Source organism: Streptomyces sp. NPDC004629 (assembly GCF_042873595.1).
Classification (GTDB): Bacteria; Actinomycetota; Actinomycetes; order Streptomycetales; family Streptomycetaceae; genus Streptomyces.
This window is the reverse complement of sequence record NZ_JBIALO010000033.1, coordinates 81,062-95,828: the sequence shown is the minus strand read 5'-3', so window position 1 is coordinate 95,828 and position 14,767 is coordinate 81,062. Positions and strand designations below refer to the sequence as shown.

Annotated in this window: 12 protein-coding genes; 3 read left to right on the top strand and 9 right to left on the bottom strand. The window is 73.8% G+C overall.

What is annotated here, in order from left to right; genetic code table 11:
• Window positions 1-136 precede the first annotated feature (136 nt).
• From htpG to ACFYTE_RS35325, 7 genes are all read right to left on the bottom strand, one after another.
• Window positions 137-2,038, bottom strand: coding sequence for a molecular chaperone HtpG (gene htpG / locus ACFYTE_RS35355; protein WP_388719466.1), 1,902 nt, complete (start codon window positions 2,036-2,038; stop codon window positions 137-139).
• A 66-nt stretch (window positions 2,039-2,104) separates the two neighbouring features.
• Complete coding sequence (locus ACFYTE_RS35350; protein WP_388719464.1) at window positions 2,105-3,550, bottom strand: S28 family serine protease; 1,446 nt, start codon at window positions 3,548-3,550, stop codon at window positions 2,105-2,107.
• A 258-nt stretch (window positions 3,551-3,808) separates the two neighbouring features.
• A complete protein-coding gene (locus tag ACFYTE_RS35345) occupies window positions 3,809-4,942 on the bottom strand; it encodes a PP2C family protein-serine/threonine phosphatase (RefSeq protein WP_388719462.1) in 1,134 nt (377 codons plus the stop codon).
• Window positions 4,943-5,453: 511 nt separating this feature from the next.
• Window positions 5,454-6,791: a diaminopimelate decarboxylase gene (lysA, locus tag ACFYTE_RS35340; protein WP_388719460.1), complete on the bottom strand. Its 1,338-nt coding sequence runs from the start codon at window positions 6,789-6,791 to the stop codon at window positions 5,454-5,456.
• Window positions 6,788-7,162, bottom strand: a complete 375-nt coding sequence (locus ACFYTE_RS35335; RefSeq protein ID WP_388719458.1) for an SAV_915 family protein — start codon at window positions 7,160-7,162, stop codon at window positions 6,788-6,790. The genes lysA and ACFYTE_RS35335 overlap by 4 nt, the downstream gene beginning before the upstream one ends.
• 398 nt (window positions 7,163-7,560) lie before the next feature.
• A complete protein-coding gene (locus ACFYTE_RS35330; RefSeq protein ID WP_388719456.1) occupies window positions 7,561-8,577 on the bottom strand; it encodes a cation diffusion facilitator family transporter in 1,017 nt (338 codons plus the stop codon).
• 194 nt (window positions 8,578-8,771) lie between these two features.
• Complete coding sequence (locus tag ACFYTE_RS35325; protein ID WP_388719454.1) at window positions 8,772-9,275, bottom strand: hypothetical protein; 504 nt, start codon at window positions 9,273-9,275, stop codon at window positions 8,772-8,774.
• A gap of 290 nt (window positions 9,276-9,565) precedes the next feature.
• Here ACFYTE_RS35325 and ACFYTE_RS35320 point away from each other — a divergent pair, with 290 nt between their 5' ends.
• The 3 genes from ACFYTE_RS35320 to ACFYTE_RS35310 all read left to right on the top strand — a co-directional run bounded on the left by ACFYTE_RS35320 (window position 9,566) and on the right by ACFYTE_RS35310 (window position 12,555).
• The gene (locus tag ACFYTE_RS35320) at window positions 9,566-9,967 is read left to right on the top strand and encodes a hypothetical protein (RefSeq protein ID WP_388719452.1); all 402 of its coding nucleotides are present in this window, start codon (window positions 9,566-9,568) and stop codon (window positions 9,965-9,967) included.
• A 135-nt stretch (window positions 9,968-10,102) separates the two neighbouring features.
• Window positions 10,103-11,302, top strand: coding sequence for a PLP-dependent cysteine synthase family protein (locus tag ACFYTE_RS35315; protein WP_388719450.1), 1,200 nt, complete (start codon window positions 10,103-10,105; stop codon window positions 11,300-11,302).
• Window positions 11,299-12,555, top strand: coding sequence for an MFS transporter (locus ACFYTE_RS35310; RefSeq protein ID WP_388719448.1), 1,257 nt, complete (start codon window positions 11,299-11,301; stop codon window positions 12,553-12,555). The genes ACFYTE_RS35315 and ACFYTE_RS35310 overlap by 4 nt, the downstream gene beginning before the upstream one ends.
• Window positions 12,556-12,706: 151 nt before the next feature.
• On the opposite strand, the gene ACFYTE_RS35305 is transcribed toward ACFYTE_RS35310, so the two are convergent.
• Together ACFYTE_RS35305 and ACFYTE_RS35300 are read right to left on the bottom strand one after the other, a co-directional pair.
• Window positions 12,707-13,225, bottom strand: coding sequence for an adenylate kinase (locus tag ACFYTE_RS35305; protein WP_388719446.1), 519 nt, complete (start codon window positions 13,223-13,225; stop codon window positions 12,707-12,709).
• Between the two features lie 135 nt (window positions 13,226-13,360).
• Window positions 13,361-14,659 carry an FAD-dependent oxidoreductase gene (locus tag ACFYTE_RS35300; protein WP_388719444.1) on the bottom strand — a complete coding sequence of 433 codons (1,299 nt, stop codon included), beginning with the start codon at window positions 14,657-14,659 and terminating at the stop codon, window positions 13,361-13,363.
• Window positions 14,660-14,767: the final 108 nt, after the last annotated feature.

The window sequence follows — 14,767 nt, the reverse complement described above, 5'->3', positions numbered from 1 at the left end:
GGGGGGGGCCGCGGGTGGGGGGCCGGCCCGGGCCCCCCCCCCCGCGCCGCGGGGGGGGGCCCGGGGCCCCCCCCCCCCCCGGGGGGGGGGGCGGGCGGGCCCCCCCCCCCCCCCCCCGCCCGTGCGTGCGTGCGTGCTACAACGTGCGCTCCAGCGCGTCCGCGACCAGCTTGACGAAACGGCCCGGTTCCTTGGGCCGGCCGCCCTCGGCGAGCACCGCGAGCCCGTGCAGGAGTTCCGCGCTCTGCACCAGATTCGAGCGGTCCTCGCGCGCCTTGAACGCCTGGTTGAGGCCCTGCACCAGCAGGTGGTCGGGGTTGAGTTCGAGGATCCGCTTGGTCGCGGGCACCTCCTGCCCCATCGCGCGGTACATGTTCTCCAGCGCCGGCGTGAGATCGTCGGCGTCGGAGACGACACAGGCCGGGGAGACCGTGAGCCGCGACGACAGACGTACGTCCTTGACGTCCTCGCCCAGTTGCTCCTTCATCCAGCCGAGCAGACCGGCGTACTCCTCGCTCTGCTTCTCCTTCTCCCCTTCGCTCTTCTCGTCGCCGTCGCCGCCCAGGTCGATCTCGCCCTTGGCGACGGAGCGCAGCCGCTTGCCCTGGAACTCGCCGACGGCGCCGACCCACACCTCGTCGACGGGGTCGGTGAGCAGCAGGACCTCGATGCCCTTGGCGCGGAACGCCTCCATGTGGGGGGAGTTCTCGATGCTCTGACGGGACTCGCCGGTGATGAAGTAGATGTCGTCCTGGCCGTCCTTCATCCGCTCCGCGTACTCCTGGAGCGTGGTGGGCCGGTCGTCGCCGTGGGTGCTGGCGAAGGACGCGACGGCGCAGATGGCCTCGCGGTTCTCGGTGTCGGTGATCAGCCCCTCCTTGAGGACCGCCCCGAACTCCCGCCAGAAGGTGGCGTACCGCTCCGCGTCGTTGGCCTTCAGGTCCTTGACCGAGGACAGGACCTTCTTCGTCAGCCGCCGCTGGATCAGCCGGATGTGCCGGTCCTGCTGGAGGATCTCGCGGGAGACGTTCAGGGAGAGGTCCTGGGCGTCGACCACGCCCTTGACGAACCGCAGGTAGGGCGGCAGCAGCGCCTCGCAGTCATCCATGATCAGGACGCGCTTGACGTAGAGCTGCAGGCCGCGCAGGTGGCCCTGGGTGAACAGGTCGTGCGGGGCGTGCTCCGGCAGGAAGAGCAGCGCCTGGTACTCGAAGGTGCCCTCGGCCTGGAGCCGGACGGTCTCCAGCGGGGCCCGCCAGTCGTGGCTGATGTGCTTGTACAGCTCGTGGTACTCGTCGTCCGAGACCTCGTCGCGCGAGCGCGCCCACAGGGCCTTCATCGAGTTGAGCGTCTCGGGCTCGGGCGCGGCGTCGTCGCCCTCGCCCTTCTCCGGGACCATCCGGATGGGCCAGGTGATGAAGTCGGAGTAGCGCTTGACGATCTCCCTGATCTTCCAGGCAGCGGTGTAGTCGTGCAGCTGGTTGTCGGGGTCGGCCGGCTTGAGGTGCAGCGTGACGGCGGTGCCCTGCGGAGCCTGATCCACGGTCTCCAGGGTGTACGTGCCCTCACCGCGGGAGCTCCAGCGGGTGCCGTGGGCCTCGCCCGCCTTACGGGTCACCAGGGTCATCTCGTCGGCCGCCATGAAGCCGGAGTAGAAGCCGACGCCGAACTGGCCGATGAGCCCCTCGGCGCCGCCCGCCTCCTTGGCCTCCCGCAGTTCCCGGAGGAACTCGGCGGTCCCCGAGTTGGCGATGGTGCCGATGAGCCGCCCGACCTCGTCGTACGACATCCCGATGCCGTTGTCCCGCACGGTGAGCGTACGGGCCTCCTTGTCGGCCTCGATCTCGATGTGCAGGTCGGAGGTGTCGGCGTCGGGCGCGTCGTCGCGCAGGGCCGCCAGGCGCAGCTTGTCCAGCGCGTCGGAGGCGTTGGAGACGAGTTCGCGGAGGAAGACGTCCTTGTGCGAGTAGACCGAGTGGATCATCAGCTGGAGCAGCTGACGGGCCTCTACCTGGTACTCAAACGTTTCGGTCGGCATGGTCGGTGTTTACCTCACAGGTCCCACTGTCGCCGGATCTGGTGAGGTTCACTGTAAAGCACCAAGTCAGCGCGCAGCTCCCGTTGTTCCCAAGACCACCGCCCGCGGCACCCCGCCGTCCGACGGGGCGTCCCGCTGCCCGCGCCCGGGGCCGGTGGTTCTCCGTCCGGCCCAGCGGGTCAGCATGTCGACGGCCGCCGTGCGGTCGGCGGGGCGCAGGTCGGCGATCACGGCGCCGTGGTGGGCTTCGGGGGCCCACAGGATGCGCGCGTCACGGTGGCCGGGGCGGAAGGGTTCGGCGACGGCGGGGTCCTGGGCGCCGTTGACGAACAGCAGACGGCTGCCGTGCCGGCGGACCCAGTGGTCGATGTCGGGCATGGCCTCGCGGTCGAACGGCATGGGGATGTCGCGGGGGACGAAGTTGCAGGGTTCGACGGCGTCCGGGTAGCGCAGCAGATCCGCCAGGTGACGGGTGGGGACGTCGAAGTAGCCGAGCTGGGTGCCGAGTTGGTAGAAGTACGGGATGTAGCGCCGGGCGACCCCATCGGTGTAGACGGACAGGCCGGCGACGTCGTCGAGCCAGGCGTACAGCTCGTCGGTGGTGGCGTCCGGTCCCGGAACGGCGCGGTCGACGGCGGTGCCGTACTGCCAGAACATGAACGGGGCGCGCAGCACGGCGGTTTCGAGGGCCTTGTCGGCGCCGCCGATGATGCGGAAGGTGTGGTGGCCCGCGGCCGCCCAGGCCTCGTAGCGGGCGACCATGTCCGCGCGGCGCAGCAGCGCCTGCCGCTGCGCCGTCCTGAGGGCGGCGCGGGTGGCCGGGGTGCCCAGGCTGTCCAGGCGGCGCAGGTAGGCCGAGTCGTCCCGGTCGTCGACGTTGTTCGGGGCGGAGTAGGCGACGGTGCCGTCCACGTCGTCGGGGTGGAACCGGCGGTGGTAGACGGTGGCCATGCCGCCCTTGCTGGCACCGGTGGAGATCCAGGCGCCGGGGTACAGCGTGCGGAAGAGGCGGACCACCCGGTGGTGGTCGTCGGCGGCCTGCCGGACGGTCAGCAGGGAGTAGTCGGCCCTCGCGGGGCGTGAAGTGCCGAAGAAGCGGTGCTCGACCTGGAGCTGGTTGCCGCCGAGCAGCACGGTCGGTTCGGTGCGGCGCGGGGTGAGCACCGCCTCGTACCCCGTGCTGAACAGGACAGTGGGGCGGTCGGCGCCCGTGTGCAGCAGGGTGAGGCGCTGTTCGAAGGTCCCCGCCCCGGGGCTCGTGTGGTCGACCGGCTGCCGCAGACCGAGGACGAAGAAGCGGTACCCCGGTTCGGCACCCGGTCGTTCCTCGATCACCCTCAGTCCCGGCAGGGCGCCCAGGGCCGCCGCGATGTCGTCGCCGCCGGCTCGGGCCGGGCCGGTGGCCGGGGCCGCCGGCGCGGGTGCGGCGGCCACGGCGGTCAGGCCCGCCGCCGACGCCGCCGAGGCCAGCAGCCGTCGTCTCGTCCACGGTCGTCTCGTCCACGTACGCATCGGGATTCCTCCTGTCCGCGCCACGGCCCCGCCCAAGGCGGGCGAATTCCAGGGGCCGTGGCATGCTCCGCCGCCGTCGGATGACTGACGGTGCCAGTACAGCCGCAGGGCGACGCGGGAAGATCCCTCGCTCAGGGGGTCCCTCTCCCCCGGGCGGGGGAGACGGCCGGGCACCGGCGCCGCCGCGGCACGCCTGTGCGCATCCCGGAGGGCGCCCGGGTGCCGGGGCGCGGCCCGTGGCCGGGCCCCTTCGGACGTTCAGCAACGGGTGCCGTCCCGGCGTGCGACGATCAGGGCCATGTCGTCGTCGAGCCGGCCTCCCGCGTGTTCCCTGAGATCGGCGGCGATGCGCCGGACCAGCGGCAGGGGCGCCTCGTCCGCCCAGGCGGCGAGGCGCGCGCAGAGCGGGTAGAAGACCCCCCGCTCGTCACGGGCCTCGCTGACTCCGTCCGTGTACAGCACCAGCCGGTCGCCGTGGTGGAAGGGGTGGGTGGCCGGAACGTACGCCGACGCGGACATGTCGCCGAGACCGAGGGGTGGCGCGGGCTCGGGCACCGTCAGGTGCCGCGCGGTGGCGCCGTGCAGCAGCACCGGCGGCGGATGCCCACAGCTGATCAGCCGGACGACCGGTTCGTCGTCCGGGATCTCCGCGATCACGGCGGTCACGAAGCGTTCGTCGAAGTCCTCCTCGGCCTCCGAGAACTCGGCGAGCCCCCAGGAGACCGCGTCTTCCATGTAGGCGGCCAGGTCCGGCAACGAGGTCGCGCGGTGGGCCGCGGCCCGGAAGGCTCCGAGCACGATCGCCGTGTCGCTGATCGAGGCCAGCCCCTTGCCGCGGACGTCCCCGATCAGCAGCCGGGTGGATCCGGCCGAGCGGGCCGTGGCGTACAGGTCGCCGCCGACGCGGGCGTCGGCCTCGGCGCTGCGGTACTCCGAGGCGAGCGAGACGGGGCCGGCCCGCTCCGGGAGGGGACGCAGCACGACGCGCTGTGCCGCCTCGGACACCGAGCGCACCCGGAGCAGTTCCCCCTCGCGCCGGGCCCGCAGCCGGGCGAAGACGATGAGGAGGACGCAGAGCCCGGCGAGGGCCGCGAGTTCGACGAGGACGCTTTCGGTGGTCAAGGTGTGCCTTTCCAGACCGGCGCCGACCAGGGCCAGCACGGCCAGCCCGCAGACCAGGGCCGTGGCGATCGGACCCGCGCCGATGGCGGTGACCGCGCAGGCGACGACCAGCAGATGCGCGATGTGGATGTCGGGCGGCAGGAACGCGTCGGCCACCGGGATGGCGAGGATGACCAGCGCGGGGCCGAGCAGCCACCAGGAGACCACCGCCGTCCGGTCCGGGGACCGGAGGGCCCCGTCCGCCGTCCCGCAGATGGTCTCAGCGCTCATGGACGTACTCCCCTGCCTGGTGCCACTCCACCACACCACATGGCAGTCCCCTGCGTCACCCCCGTCGCGGGAGCGGGCAGCCCGACGGTCACCGACCGTGCTCGGCGGTACGCGCTCGGCTGCACGGGAGGCGTCGGTGACCGGCCGAAGCCGGCCGCGGCCGAGCCGCAGCATCGACTCGCCCACTGTGTGTGGTCGGCGCCGAACCTCGTGTATCGCTACGGAACGGACCGCGAACGCGCCGTGCGGCACACCGGCGCGGAGTGCGCCGAGGCCGTCACCGCCCGGTTCGTGCGACGCCCGGCGGCTGCGGCGTCAGGGGCGCGGCGGGGCGGGAGGGGGTGCGACGGAAGCCGGGAGGGGTGCGGCGGGAGCCGAGGGGCGCGGCGGAAGCCGGGAAGGGCGCGGCGGAACCCGGGAAGGGCGCGGCGGAAGCCGAGGAGCGCGGCGGAAGCCGAGGAGCGCGGCGGGAGGAGGGAGGGGCGCGCAGGCCGGTCGTCCGCCGGCCCGGTCACAGGCCCACGTCACGGCCGCGGATGTCGTCCAGGGACTCACGCCGGATGAGGAGCCGTGCGCGGCCCTCGCGCACGGCGACCACCGGCGGGCGGCCGACCATGTTGTAGCCGGAGGCCATGGACAGGTGGTAGGCGCCCGCCACCGGGAGGGCGAGCAGGTCCCCGGCCCGCAGGTCGTCGGGCAGCGCGACATCGGCGGCGAGGACGTCGCCGGCCTCGCAGTGCCGGCCCACCACCGTCACCCGGGCCGTCGACGACGCCGTGTGCCGGCCGATCAGCCGGGGCGCGTACCGGGCACCGTACAGAGCGGGTCGTGGGTTGTCGCCCATGCCGCCGTCGACGGCGACGAACGTGCGCCCTGCCGTGTGTTTGACGGACAGCACCCGGTACACGGCGACGCCCGCCGGACCCACGACCGCCCGGCCCGGCTCGATGATCAGGCGGGGCTCGGCCAGCCCCGCGGCCTCGCACGCCGCCGCCAGTTCGGTACGGATCGTGCGGGCCAGCGCGGTGAGGTCGAGGGCCCGCTCCCCGGGGCGGTAGGCGATGCCGTGCCCGCCGCCCAGGTCGAGTTCGGGCAGCACCAGGCCGTGCCGCTCGTACAGCCGCGCCATGAGCGCCACCAGCCGGCGCACGGCCCTCGCATAGGGTTCGACATCGGTGATCTGGGATCCCAGGTGACAGTGCAGGCCGGTCAGTTCGAGCTGTGGCTGATCGAGGATCCGGGCGATGGCCCGTTCGGCGCCGCCGTCCGTCACGGACAGCCCGAACTTCTGGTCGTCGGTCCCGGTACGGATCTTCTCGTGGCCGCCGGCGCTGATGCCGGGCACGACCCGCACCATCACCCGCTGCCGGCCGCCGGGTCCGAGGGCGGCGGCCAGCCGGGCGATCTCCGAGGGGCCGTCGATGACGATGCGGCCGACCCCGAGGCGCAGCGCGGCCCGCAGGTCCGCCGGGGACTTGGCGTTGCCGTGCAGCACGATGCGTTCGGGCGGGAAACCCGTGGTGACCGCGAGTTCCAGCTCGCCCGCCGAGCACACGTCGAGGCCCAGGTCCTCCTCGGCCACCCAGTGGATCATGGCTCGGCACAGGAACGCCTTGGCCGCGTAGAGGACTTCGGCGTCGGGGAAGACGTTCCGGTAGGTGCGGCAGCGTTCGCGCACCTCCCCTTCGTCGAGCACGTAGACGGGCGTGCCGAACCGCTCGGCGATCTCGGCCAGCGGCACACCGCACACGGCGATGTCGCCGCGGTGCGGCTCGGTGCTCGACGCGGGCCACACCTCCAGGCCGGCCACCGCCGCGGCGGTGGGTACGGGCTCGTCGACGACGCTCATCGGGTCACCGCCTCTCCGCCGGCCGTCAGGGCCGCGGTCAGGGGCGCCGGCGTCGCGGGGGCGAGCAGGGCGGGCGCGGGGGCCGGCGCGGAGAGCTGCGGGTCCACCGTGACGAGGGTGACGCCGAGCGGGGCGAGCAGCGAACGCAGCGCGGGTTCGGCCAGTACGATCCACGCCTGCTCACGGCCGAGGGTCGCGGTCAGGCGCCGCAGCGAGGTGAAGCCGACGGCCGTGCGGCTGCCCAAAGGAGTGCGGAAGATCCGGAAGACACAGAGCGCGTCTCCGCGTGGTCCCGGCCGGACCGGGACGAACAGGCGTCCGGCCGGGTGCCGATCGGCGGGCTCGGGGTCGTCGTCCAGGAGTTCTGTCATGGGATGCCTCCGACAGGATCCGTGTGGTCATGTGGGTCTGCTCGACCGCCCCGGCCGCGGGGAGGCGGACCGGGGCGCTGCGTCGACGTTATGCCCGCCGCCCCGGCGCTCCGATGCCCCATGACGCGACGCTGACGGACGGCGGTCCAACGCTGACGGACCCCTGACGCAGCCGGCGACGGCCACACCGACACCGGCGAAAGCAAGCCCGCACGGTCACACCACCGTCCCCGCCCACACCGGCAGAGGCCCACCCACACCAGCGTCCTTCCCCCCACACGGAGAAGGTGCGGCAGACCCCGTACACGCTGGTGAGCCCCTACGCCGCCCAGTCCGCTCCGATCATGTGACGCCCCGCACCGCACCGTCCGGCCGTGGTCCGGCCGGGCGGTGCGGCCTCAGTGCGGGTGGGGTTCGTCGCGGTGGGCGGGGCCATGGGGCGCCTCGCAGTGGTCGGGGCCGTCGCTCCGCTCGCCGGGACGGGTGACGTGGAGGACGGATGCGGCGGCATGGTCGACCTGGAGGGTGGTGTGGGTGATGCCGTAATCGCGCCGCAGCAGTGCCTCCAGGTCCCGGCGGACGGCGTGGCAGTCGCCGTCCGGGTCGACCAGGACATGCGCGGACAGGGCCGGCTGGCCCGAGGTGATCTGCCAGACGTGCAGGTCGTGGACCTCGATGACGGCCGGCCGGCCGACGAGGGTGTCACCCAGCAGGTCCGGGTCGACATCGGCGGGGGCGGCCTCCAGGAAGATCCGGCCGGAATCGCGCAGCAGCCCGTACCCGGCCCGCGCCATCAGGGCGACGACGACGAGCGTGGCGATGGCGTCGGCCCGCGCGAAGCCGGTGAGCACCACGATCAGGGCGGCGACCGCCGTACCGATGAAGGCGAACAGGTCGTTGAGGATGTGCTGGTAGGCACCCTCGACATTGAGCGAGGCCCGGTTGGCCTTGGAGATGCACCAGGTCGCGGCAATGTTCACGGCGATCCCGGCGAGCGCGGTGACCAGCATCGCACCGCCCTCGACCTGCGGTGGCGCGATCAGCCGGCGCACCGCCTCGTAGGCGAGCCAGGCACCGAGCAGCAGCAGGGTCAGCCCGTTGGCCTGGGCGGAAAGGATCTCGGCCCGCTTCAGGCCGTAGGTGTAGCCGCCGCGCGCCGGCCGGGCGGCGAGCCGCATCGCGACGAGTGCGAGCACGATGGAGACGGCGTCGGTGAGCATGTGCGCCGCGTCCGAGATCAGCGCCAGGGAACTCGCGACGATGCCGACGGCGACCTCGGCGGCCATGAACAGCGTGATCAGCGTGAGCGCGATGGCCAGCCAGCGGCGGTCGGCGTCCGCGGCCACGCCGTGCGAGTGCCCCGCGTGGCCGCCCGCGCCGTGGTCGTGCCCCACGCCGTGGTCGTACTCGCTCATCTCGTGTGCCTCCCCGCTCGCGACGGATGCCCGACTCGCAGTGAAACGCATGCGCGGCGGAAACGCCAAAGACTGCACCGGTGACCGTTGTCATGTCCGTTAATATCCCGCTGACCTGCGGAAATACCCGGCCGGACCGGGGCGGTCGGGAAGCCGCCGCGGCGCGGCCGAACCTTGTCGGGAGGACGGCGGCCTCAGGAGGGAGTCGGCGCCGGGCTCGGGCCCATCCCGGACATGTGGACGATCGTGCCGCCGGTCCTGGTCCGGAACCGTTCCAGCGATTCCCGCTCGGCACTGATCACCCAGCGGGCCCCCACCAGGAAGTCCCCCTGGTACATGGCCGCGGTGTCCAGCCAGGTCCGCTGGAACCGCTCCTCGGGGAAGGTGGTGATGAGGTAGTCGGCGCGCTCGGTGTGGCAGACGCCCTGCCGCAGTTCGTCCGCCTCGATCCGGATCTTGGCCGTGCAGTTCGTCAGGCGCGCGATGACCTCGACCTTCGCCGGTGCCACGACCTGGGCCTGCACCGCGGAGATCGCGGGGCCCCTCGACGCCCCGGGCGCACGGGCCGCGTCGTCCTCTCCGCCGCCGCAGGCCGCGGACAGGGGCAGGAGGGCCACACTTCCGGCGAGGGCGGCCGTGCGGACCAGACGGGCGGGGGAAGGGGTGCGGCCGGGGTGTGATCGCTGTTGCTGGGGCACGTCGCTCGCTCCGTTGTGGGGCCGGCGCCGCCCGCGCGGACGGACTGTCGAGGGGAGATACGGGCACACGCCGGGGTCCGTTCACCCGATGCGGTGATCGCACACATGTCGCCGTCCCCGCGCCGGCGGCCCCGCCGCCCCGGCGGACTTCCGGGCCGGTCGCCGCCGCCGGCGCGGTGTCCCGGCCGACGCGGGGCCGCGCCCGGCACACCTCACCGGAACTTTATGCACATGATCGACTACTTTGTGTGCCCATGGTGGCTTGGTCGGTACGTCGCGAGCTCCGGCCCGTGACACGGGCCGGAGCGGCACTGGTGGTGCTGCTCGCCGCACTGGTCCATCTGCTCGGCTGCGCCCACGGTCCCCTCCCCGCGGGATCCGTACGGGCCGACACCCCCCTGCTGGTCGAGGCGGCGTGCGGCCAGGTGCCGCCGCCCCCCCCCGTCGTTACGGTCACACGGCCGGCACCGCCCTCGGGGGACGATCTGGCGCAGTGCTGGGACACGGACGAGCCCACGGTCCAGCCGCCCCGGGACATCGCCTCGCCCGTGCCCGCCGTGGACGAGGCCGCGGCGCCCGCCGCGGCCGACGACGAATCCCCCACCGCGGGGACGGGCCCGCCCGCCGGTCCGGCTCCCGGCCCGGCCGCGGCCGGCCGGTCGAGAGCCCGCCTGGGCGTGTGGAGGTCCTGACCGGACCGTGCGCCGCGCGCCGCGCCATGGCCCCGTGCCTGCCGCCGCGCTGTGCGCCGACCGATCGGACCCCCGCTCCTTCGACCACGGCGGCCGGCACCTGAGCGTGTTCTTCGGCCGCGGGAGAAGCACGCCATGCAGCAGCACGACGGCACACCGGTGCCGCAGTCCCCCGCCCGCCGCTCCCCCCTTCAGCACTCCCCCGACCCGTATGCGTCCGCGCCGTATTCCCCCGCGTCGCTGCTCGCCGACGCGAAGCATCCGCTGCACACCCCCGCCGGTCTCGTCGGCGACACCCCCGTCCTGTGGATCGGGGAACCCTTCACCGCCGCCGGACGCGGCTTCTGGGCCAAGCTCGAAGGGCACAACCCCGGTGGTATCAAGGACCGCACCGCCCTGTACATGGTCCGTGCCGCCCGTGAGCGCGGCCGGCTGCTGCCGGGCGCCCGCATCGTCGAGTCCACATCCGGCACCCTCGGCCTCGGTCTGGCCCTGGCCGGCGCGGCGTACGGCCACCCGGTCACCGTGGTCTCCGACCCCGGCATGGAGCCCCTGATGACGGGCCTGCTCACCGCCTACGGCGCCGAGGTCGACCTGGTCGGCGACCCGCATCCGGACGGCGGCTGGCAGCAGGCCCGCCGCGACCGCGTCACCGAGCTGCTCGCCGCCGTCCCCGACGCCTGGTGTCCGGACCAGTACCACAACCCGGACAACGTGGCCGCCTACGCCCCGCTCGCCCGCGAACTCCTCGCCCAACTCGGCCGTATCGACGCCCTGGTGGTCTCCGTGGGCACCGGCGGCCATTCCGCGGGCATCGCCTCCGTGCTGCGCGGCTTCTTCCCCGGGCTGCGCGTGGTCGGCGTGGACACCACCGGCTCCACCATCTTCGGCCAGCCCGCGGCACCCCGTCTGATGCGCGGCCTGGGCAGCAGCATCTATCCGCGCAACGTCGCCTACGGCCTCTTCGACGAGGTGCACTGGGTGGCCGCGCCCGAGGCGGTGTGGGCCGCCCGCCAGCTGGCCCGGCACCACTACGCCACCGGCGGCTGGAGCGTGGGTGCGGTGGCCCTGGTCGCCCGCTGGCTGGCCCGCACCCTGCCCGCCGAGGACCGCATCGCCGCCGTCTTCCCCGACGGACCGCAGCGCTATGTCGGCACCGTCTTCGACGACGCCTACTGCCGGCAGCACGGTCTGCTCGGGCACCCGCCCGCCGACGAACCGGACGAGATCGGCGAGGCCGGCGAGCGGGCCGTCACCCGCTGGACGCGCTGCACCCGGGTCACCGACCCGCTCGCGGGCGGCGGCCTTCCCTACCTCTCGGGGGCCGCGCGATGAGGAACCTGTGGCGGCAGACCCGCTCCTTCCCACCCGCCGTACGGCTGTTGATGGCCAATCAGTTCGCCATCAACCTCGCCTTCTACATGCTCATGCCCTACCTGGCCGTCCATCTCTCGGGTGCGCTCGGTCTCGACGCCTGGGCGGTGGGACTGGTGCTGGGCGTGCGGAACTTCTCCCAGCAGGGCATGTTCCTCATCGGCGGCACCCTCGCGGACCGCTACGGCTACAAGGCCCCGATCATGGCGGGCTGTCTGCTGCGCACGCTCGGTTTCGGGCTGCTCGGCTGGGTCGACAACCTGCCCGCCCTGGTCGTCGCCTCCGCGGCGACGGGGTTCGCGGGCGCGCTGTTCAATCCCGCCGTGCGCGCCTACCTCGCCGTGGAGGCGGGTACGCGCCGCGTGGACGCCTTCGCCGTCTTCAACGTCCACTACCAGGCGGGCATGTTGCTCGGCCCGCTGGTCGGACTCGGCCTGCTGGCCGCCGACTTCAGGCTGGTCGGCACGGCGGCGGCGGGCGTCTTCGCCGCGCTGACCCTGCTTCAGTGGCACGCGTTGCCGGCCCGGCGCGACGCGGCGGCCGACACCGGCGCCGGGCGTCAGGGGGTGCCGGCGCAGTGGCGCGGCGTGGTGGCCAACCGGCCGTTCCTGCTCTTCGCCACCGCCATGATCGGGTCGTACGTCCTGACGTTCCAGGTCTATCTCGCCCTCCCGCTGGCCGCCGCCGACGCCCTGGGCGCGGACGGCACCGCCGTCACCGGCGGCCTGTTCGTGGTGTCGGCGGCCGTCGCCGTGCTGGGCCAGCTCCGGCTCACCGGCTGGGGCAGGAAACGCTGGAGCAGCCATGAGGCGCTGGTGCGCGGGCTCGCGGCGATGGGGCTGGCTTTCGTGCCGCTGGCGCTGGTTCCGCACCACGCGGCGGCGGCGGTCGTCGCCGCTCTGCTGACCGCGGTCGTGCTGCTGGCGGCGGGCGGTGCGGTCGTCTACCCCTTCGAGATGGACACCGTCGTCTCGCTCGCCGGCGACCGGCTGGTCGCCACCCACTACGGCCTCTACAACACCGTCTCCGGCCTGGGCATCACCCTCGGCAACCTCGCCACGGGGGCGCTGTGGGACGTCGCCGTACGGCACGATGCCCTCTGGCTCACCTGGGGCGCCCTGGCCGCGACGGGCCTCGGGTGCGCCGCCTCGATCGCCGCGCTCGCCCGCACCGGACGGCTCACCGTACGGCAGCCGCACCGGGTGACCGCCTGACCGGCGGGTGTGGCACGCCGCCGCCGTGCGACGTGTTCGCCGGGCGGTGGGCGGAGTTGTTCGCGGTCGCCGGTCAACCGCCGTGGAAGGAGGGCGCGTTGGGGCAGGGGCCTGGCCGGCGGCGTGGCTGTGGCGTTCGGCTCCGGCCGGTTCACAGGGCCGCCAGCCAGTCCGCCGCCGCGGCGGGGTGGCCGAACCGGTGGGTCTTCAGCGGGGCGAACCTCGGGTCGTGGACGCGTCGTTCGATCTCGCGGTGGCGGGCCCGGTGCTGGGACCAGGCCCACCGGGCGGGGTGCTGCCGCGTCAGCCAGTCCCGCCAGGTCTCCCTGTTGCCGCCGTGGACCACCTCGCGGGTCACCGTGCGCCGCAGGGACCGGCGCAGGATGCGGGGCATCACGACCCTTCTCGGGTAGTCCAGCCAGAGGACGGTGTCCGCCCGCTCCCACATGAGGTCGCGGACCTCCGGGTAGCCGAGCGAGTCGAAGACCCAGCGGGGCTCTGCGGTGAGCGCCGCCACGTCCTCGGCCAGTCCGGCGTTCACGGACCAGTCGGGGCCGTCGAAGTACAGCGCGTCCATCTCGTGGTACGGCAGATCCAGTCGGGCGCTCACCGCACGGGCGAGCGTGGATCTGCCCGCACCGGTGACACCCACCACCAGGATCCGCCGCACGCCCGCACCCTACTCGCCCCGCCGACGCCCGCCGGCGCGGGGAGGCTCGGCGCGGGGGCGTCGCGGCGGCCGGGTGCTGGCCGTCGGGCCGGCCACGGCGCCGCCGGACGCCCCGTGCGACCGGCCCCGGCTGGATCACGGCTGTGGAGCCGGCCGGTCGGCGGTCGAGGGCCGCTCGCTCGTCTCCGGGCCCGCGCGGGGCTGGCGGACGGCGCTTTTCGGGGGGCGCTCGCGCAGTGCCCCGTATCCGATGAAGTACGCGGGCAGCCGGCGCAGCAGCCGGGACGAGGCGAGCAGTCCGGCCACACGCCGGGCCCTGCGCACATCGCCGAGGGGCGGGCGGCCCTGCAGGACGGGAGCGATGAGGCGCGCGTGGGCCAGGCGTTGCAGCCCCTGGGTGGCGACGGTGGTCGGCCGGCGGCGGCGCTGGATGCCGCGCACGTCGTGCAGGCCCACGGTGCCGCGGCGCAGCGGCCCGACCAGATGACGCGCGGCGGCCACGGCGTCCTCGACGGCGAGGTTGATGCCGATGCCGAAGACCGGGGACATCGCGTGGGCGGCATCGCCGATGCACAGCAGGCCGGGCCGGTGCCAGCGGCGCAGCCGGTCCAGGCGGACGTCGAGGAGCTTGACCTCGTCCCAGGAGCGCAGCCGGTCGATGCGGTCCGCGATCCAGGGGACGGCGGTGGCGTACTCGGCGCGGAAGCGGTCGAGCCCGGCGGCGCGGCGGCGGGCGTCGGAGCCCTTGGGGATGAGGGCGGCGCACTGCCAGTAGTCCCCGCGGTCGATCATCGCGGTCAGGAAGCGGTCGCCCGCGGCGCCGACGAGTCCGCGCGGATCCCCCGCGTGCCGGGGCAGCCGGAACCACCAGGCGTCCATCGGGCAGCGGTAGCGGCGCAGTCCCAGCTCCGGCCGGGAGCGGGCCAGGGAGCCGCGACCGTCGCAGGCGACGGTGAGCTGGGCGCGCAGCTCTCCGTGGCGGCCGTCCCGGGTGCGGTAGCGGACACCGGTCACCCGGCCGCGCTCGACCAGGAAGGAGTCGGCCTCGGTGCCCATCCGCAGGTGGAAGGAGGGTTCGCGCCGGGCCTCGGCCACGAGTAGGTCCAGGAGGTCCCACTGGGGCACCATCGCCACGTAGTTGTACGGGCCGCGCAGCACGGCGAGGTCGGCGACCGTGACCTGCGACCGGCCGGCCCCGACGGGCATCTGGACGGTGTGCACCCGGCGCTGCGGGAGCCGGGCGAACCTGTCGGCCAGGCCCAGGTCGTCCAGCAGGGCGAGCGTCGAGGGGTGCACGGTGTCGCCGCGGAAGTCGCGCAGGAAGTCGTCGTGCTTCTCCAGGACCGTCACCTCGACGCCGGCCCGGGCCAGCAGCAGGGCGAGCACCATGCCCGCGGGACCACCGCCCACGACACAACATGTGGTCCGTTCCATCACGGCCCTGCCTTTCCGGAGAGCAGCGGTTCACCACCAGTAATTCATCACCTAGTGAATAGTGTACTCGCCGGGTGGAGCGGGGGCGCTCGTGTCGTGGGTGCCAAG

Excerpts from the sequence above, each read along its gene's own strand:
- ACFYTE_RS35350 (WP_388719464.1), bottom strand. The coding sequence starts at position 3,550 with ATGCGTACGTGGACGAGACGACCGTGGACGAGACGACGGCTGCTGGCC.
- ACFYTE_RS35345 (WP_388719462.1), bottom strand. The coding sequence starts at position 4,942 with ATGAGCGCTGAGACCATCTGCGGGACGGCGGACGGGGCCCTCCGGTCC.
- ACFYTE_RS35310 (WP_388719448.1), top strand. The coding sequence starts at position 11,299 with ATGAGGAACCTGTGGCGGCAGACCCGCTCCTTCCCACCCGCCGTACGG.
- htpG (WP_388719466.1), bottom strand. The coding sequence starts at position 2,038 with ATGCCGACCGAAACGTTTGAGTACCAGGTAGAGGCCCGTCAGCTGCTC.
- ACFYTE_RS35330 (WP_388719456.1), bottom strand. The coding sequence starts at position 8,577 with ATGAGCGAGTACGACCACGGCGTGGGGCACGACCACGGCGCGGGCGGC.
- lysA (WP_388719460.1), bottom strand. The coding sequence starts at position 6,791 with ATGAGCGTCGTCGACGAGCCCGTACCCACCGCCGCGGCGGTGGCCGGC.
- ACFYTE_RS35335 (WP_388719458.1), bottom strand. The coding sequence starts at position 7,162 with ATGACAGAACTCCTGGACGACGACCCCGAGCCCGCCGATCGGCACCCG.
- ACFYTE_RS35300 (WP_388719444.1), bottom strand. The coding sequence starts at position 14,659 with ATGGAACGGACCACATGTTGTGTCGTGGGCGGTGGTCCCGCGGGCATG.
- ACFYTE_RS35315 (WP_388719450.1), top strand. The coding sequence starts at position 10,103 with ATGCAGCAGCACGACGGCACACCGGTGCCGCAGTCCCCCGCCCGCCGC.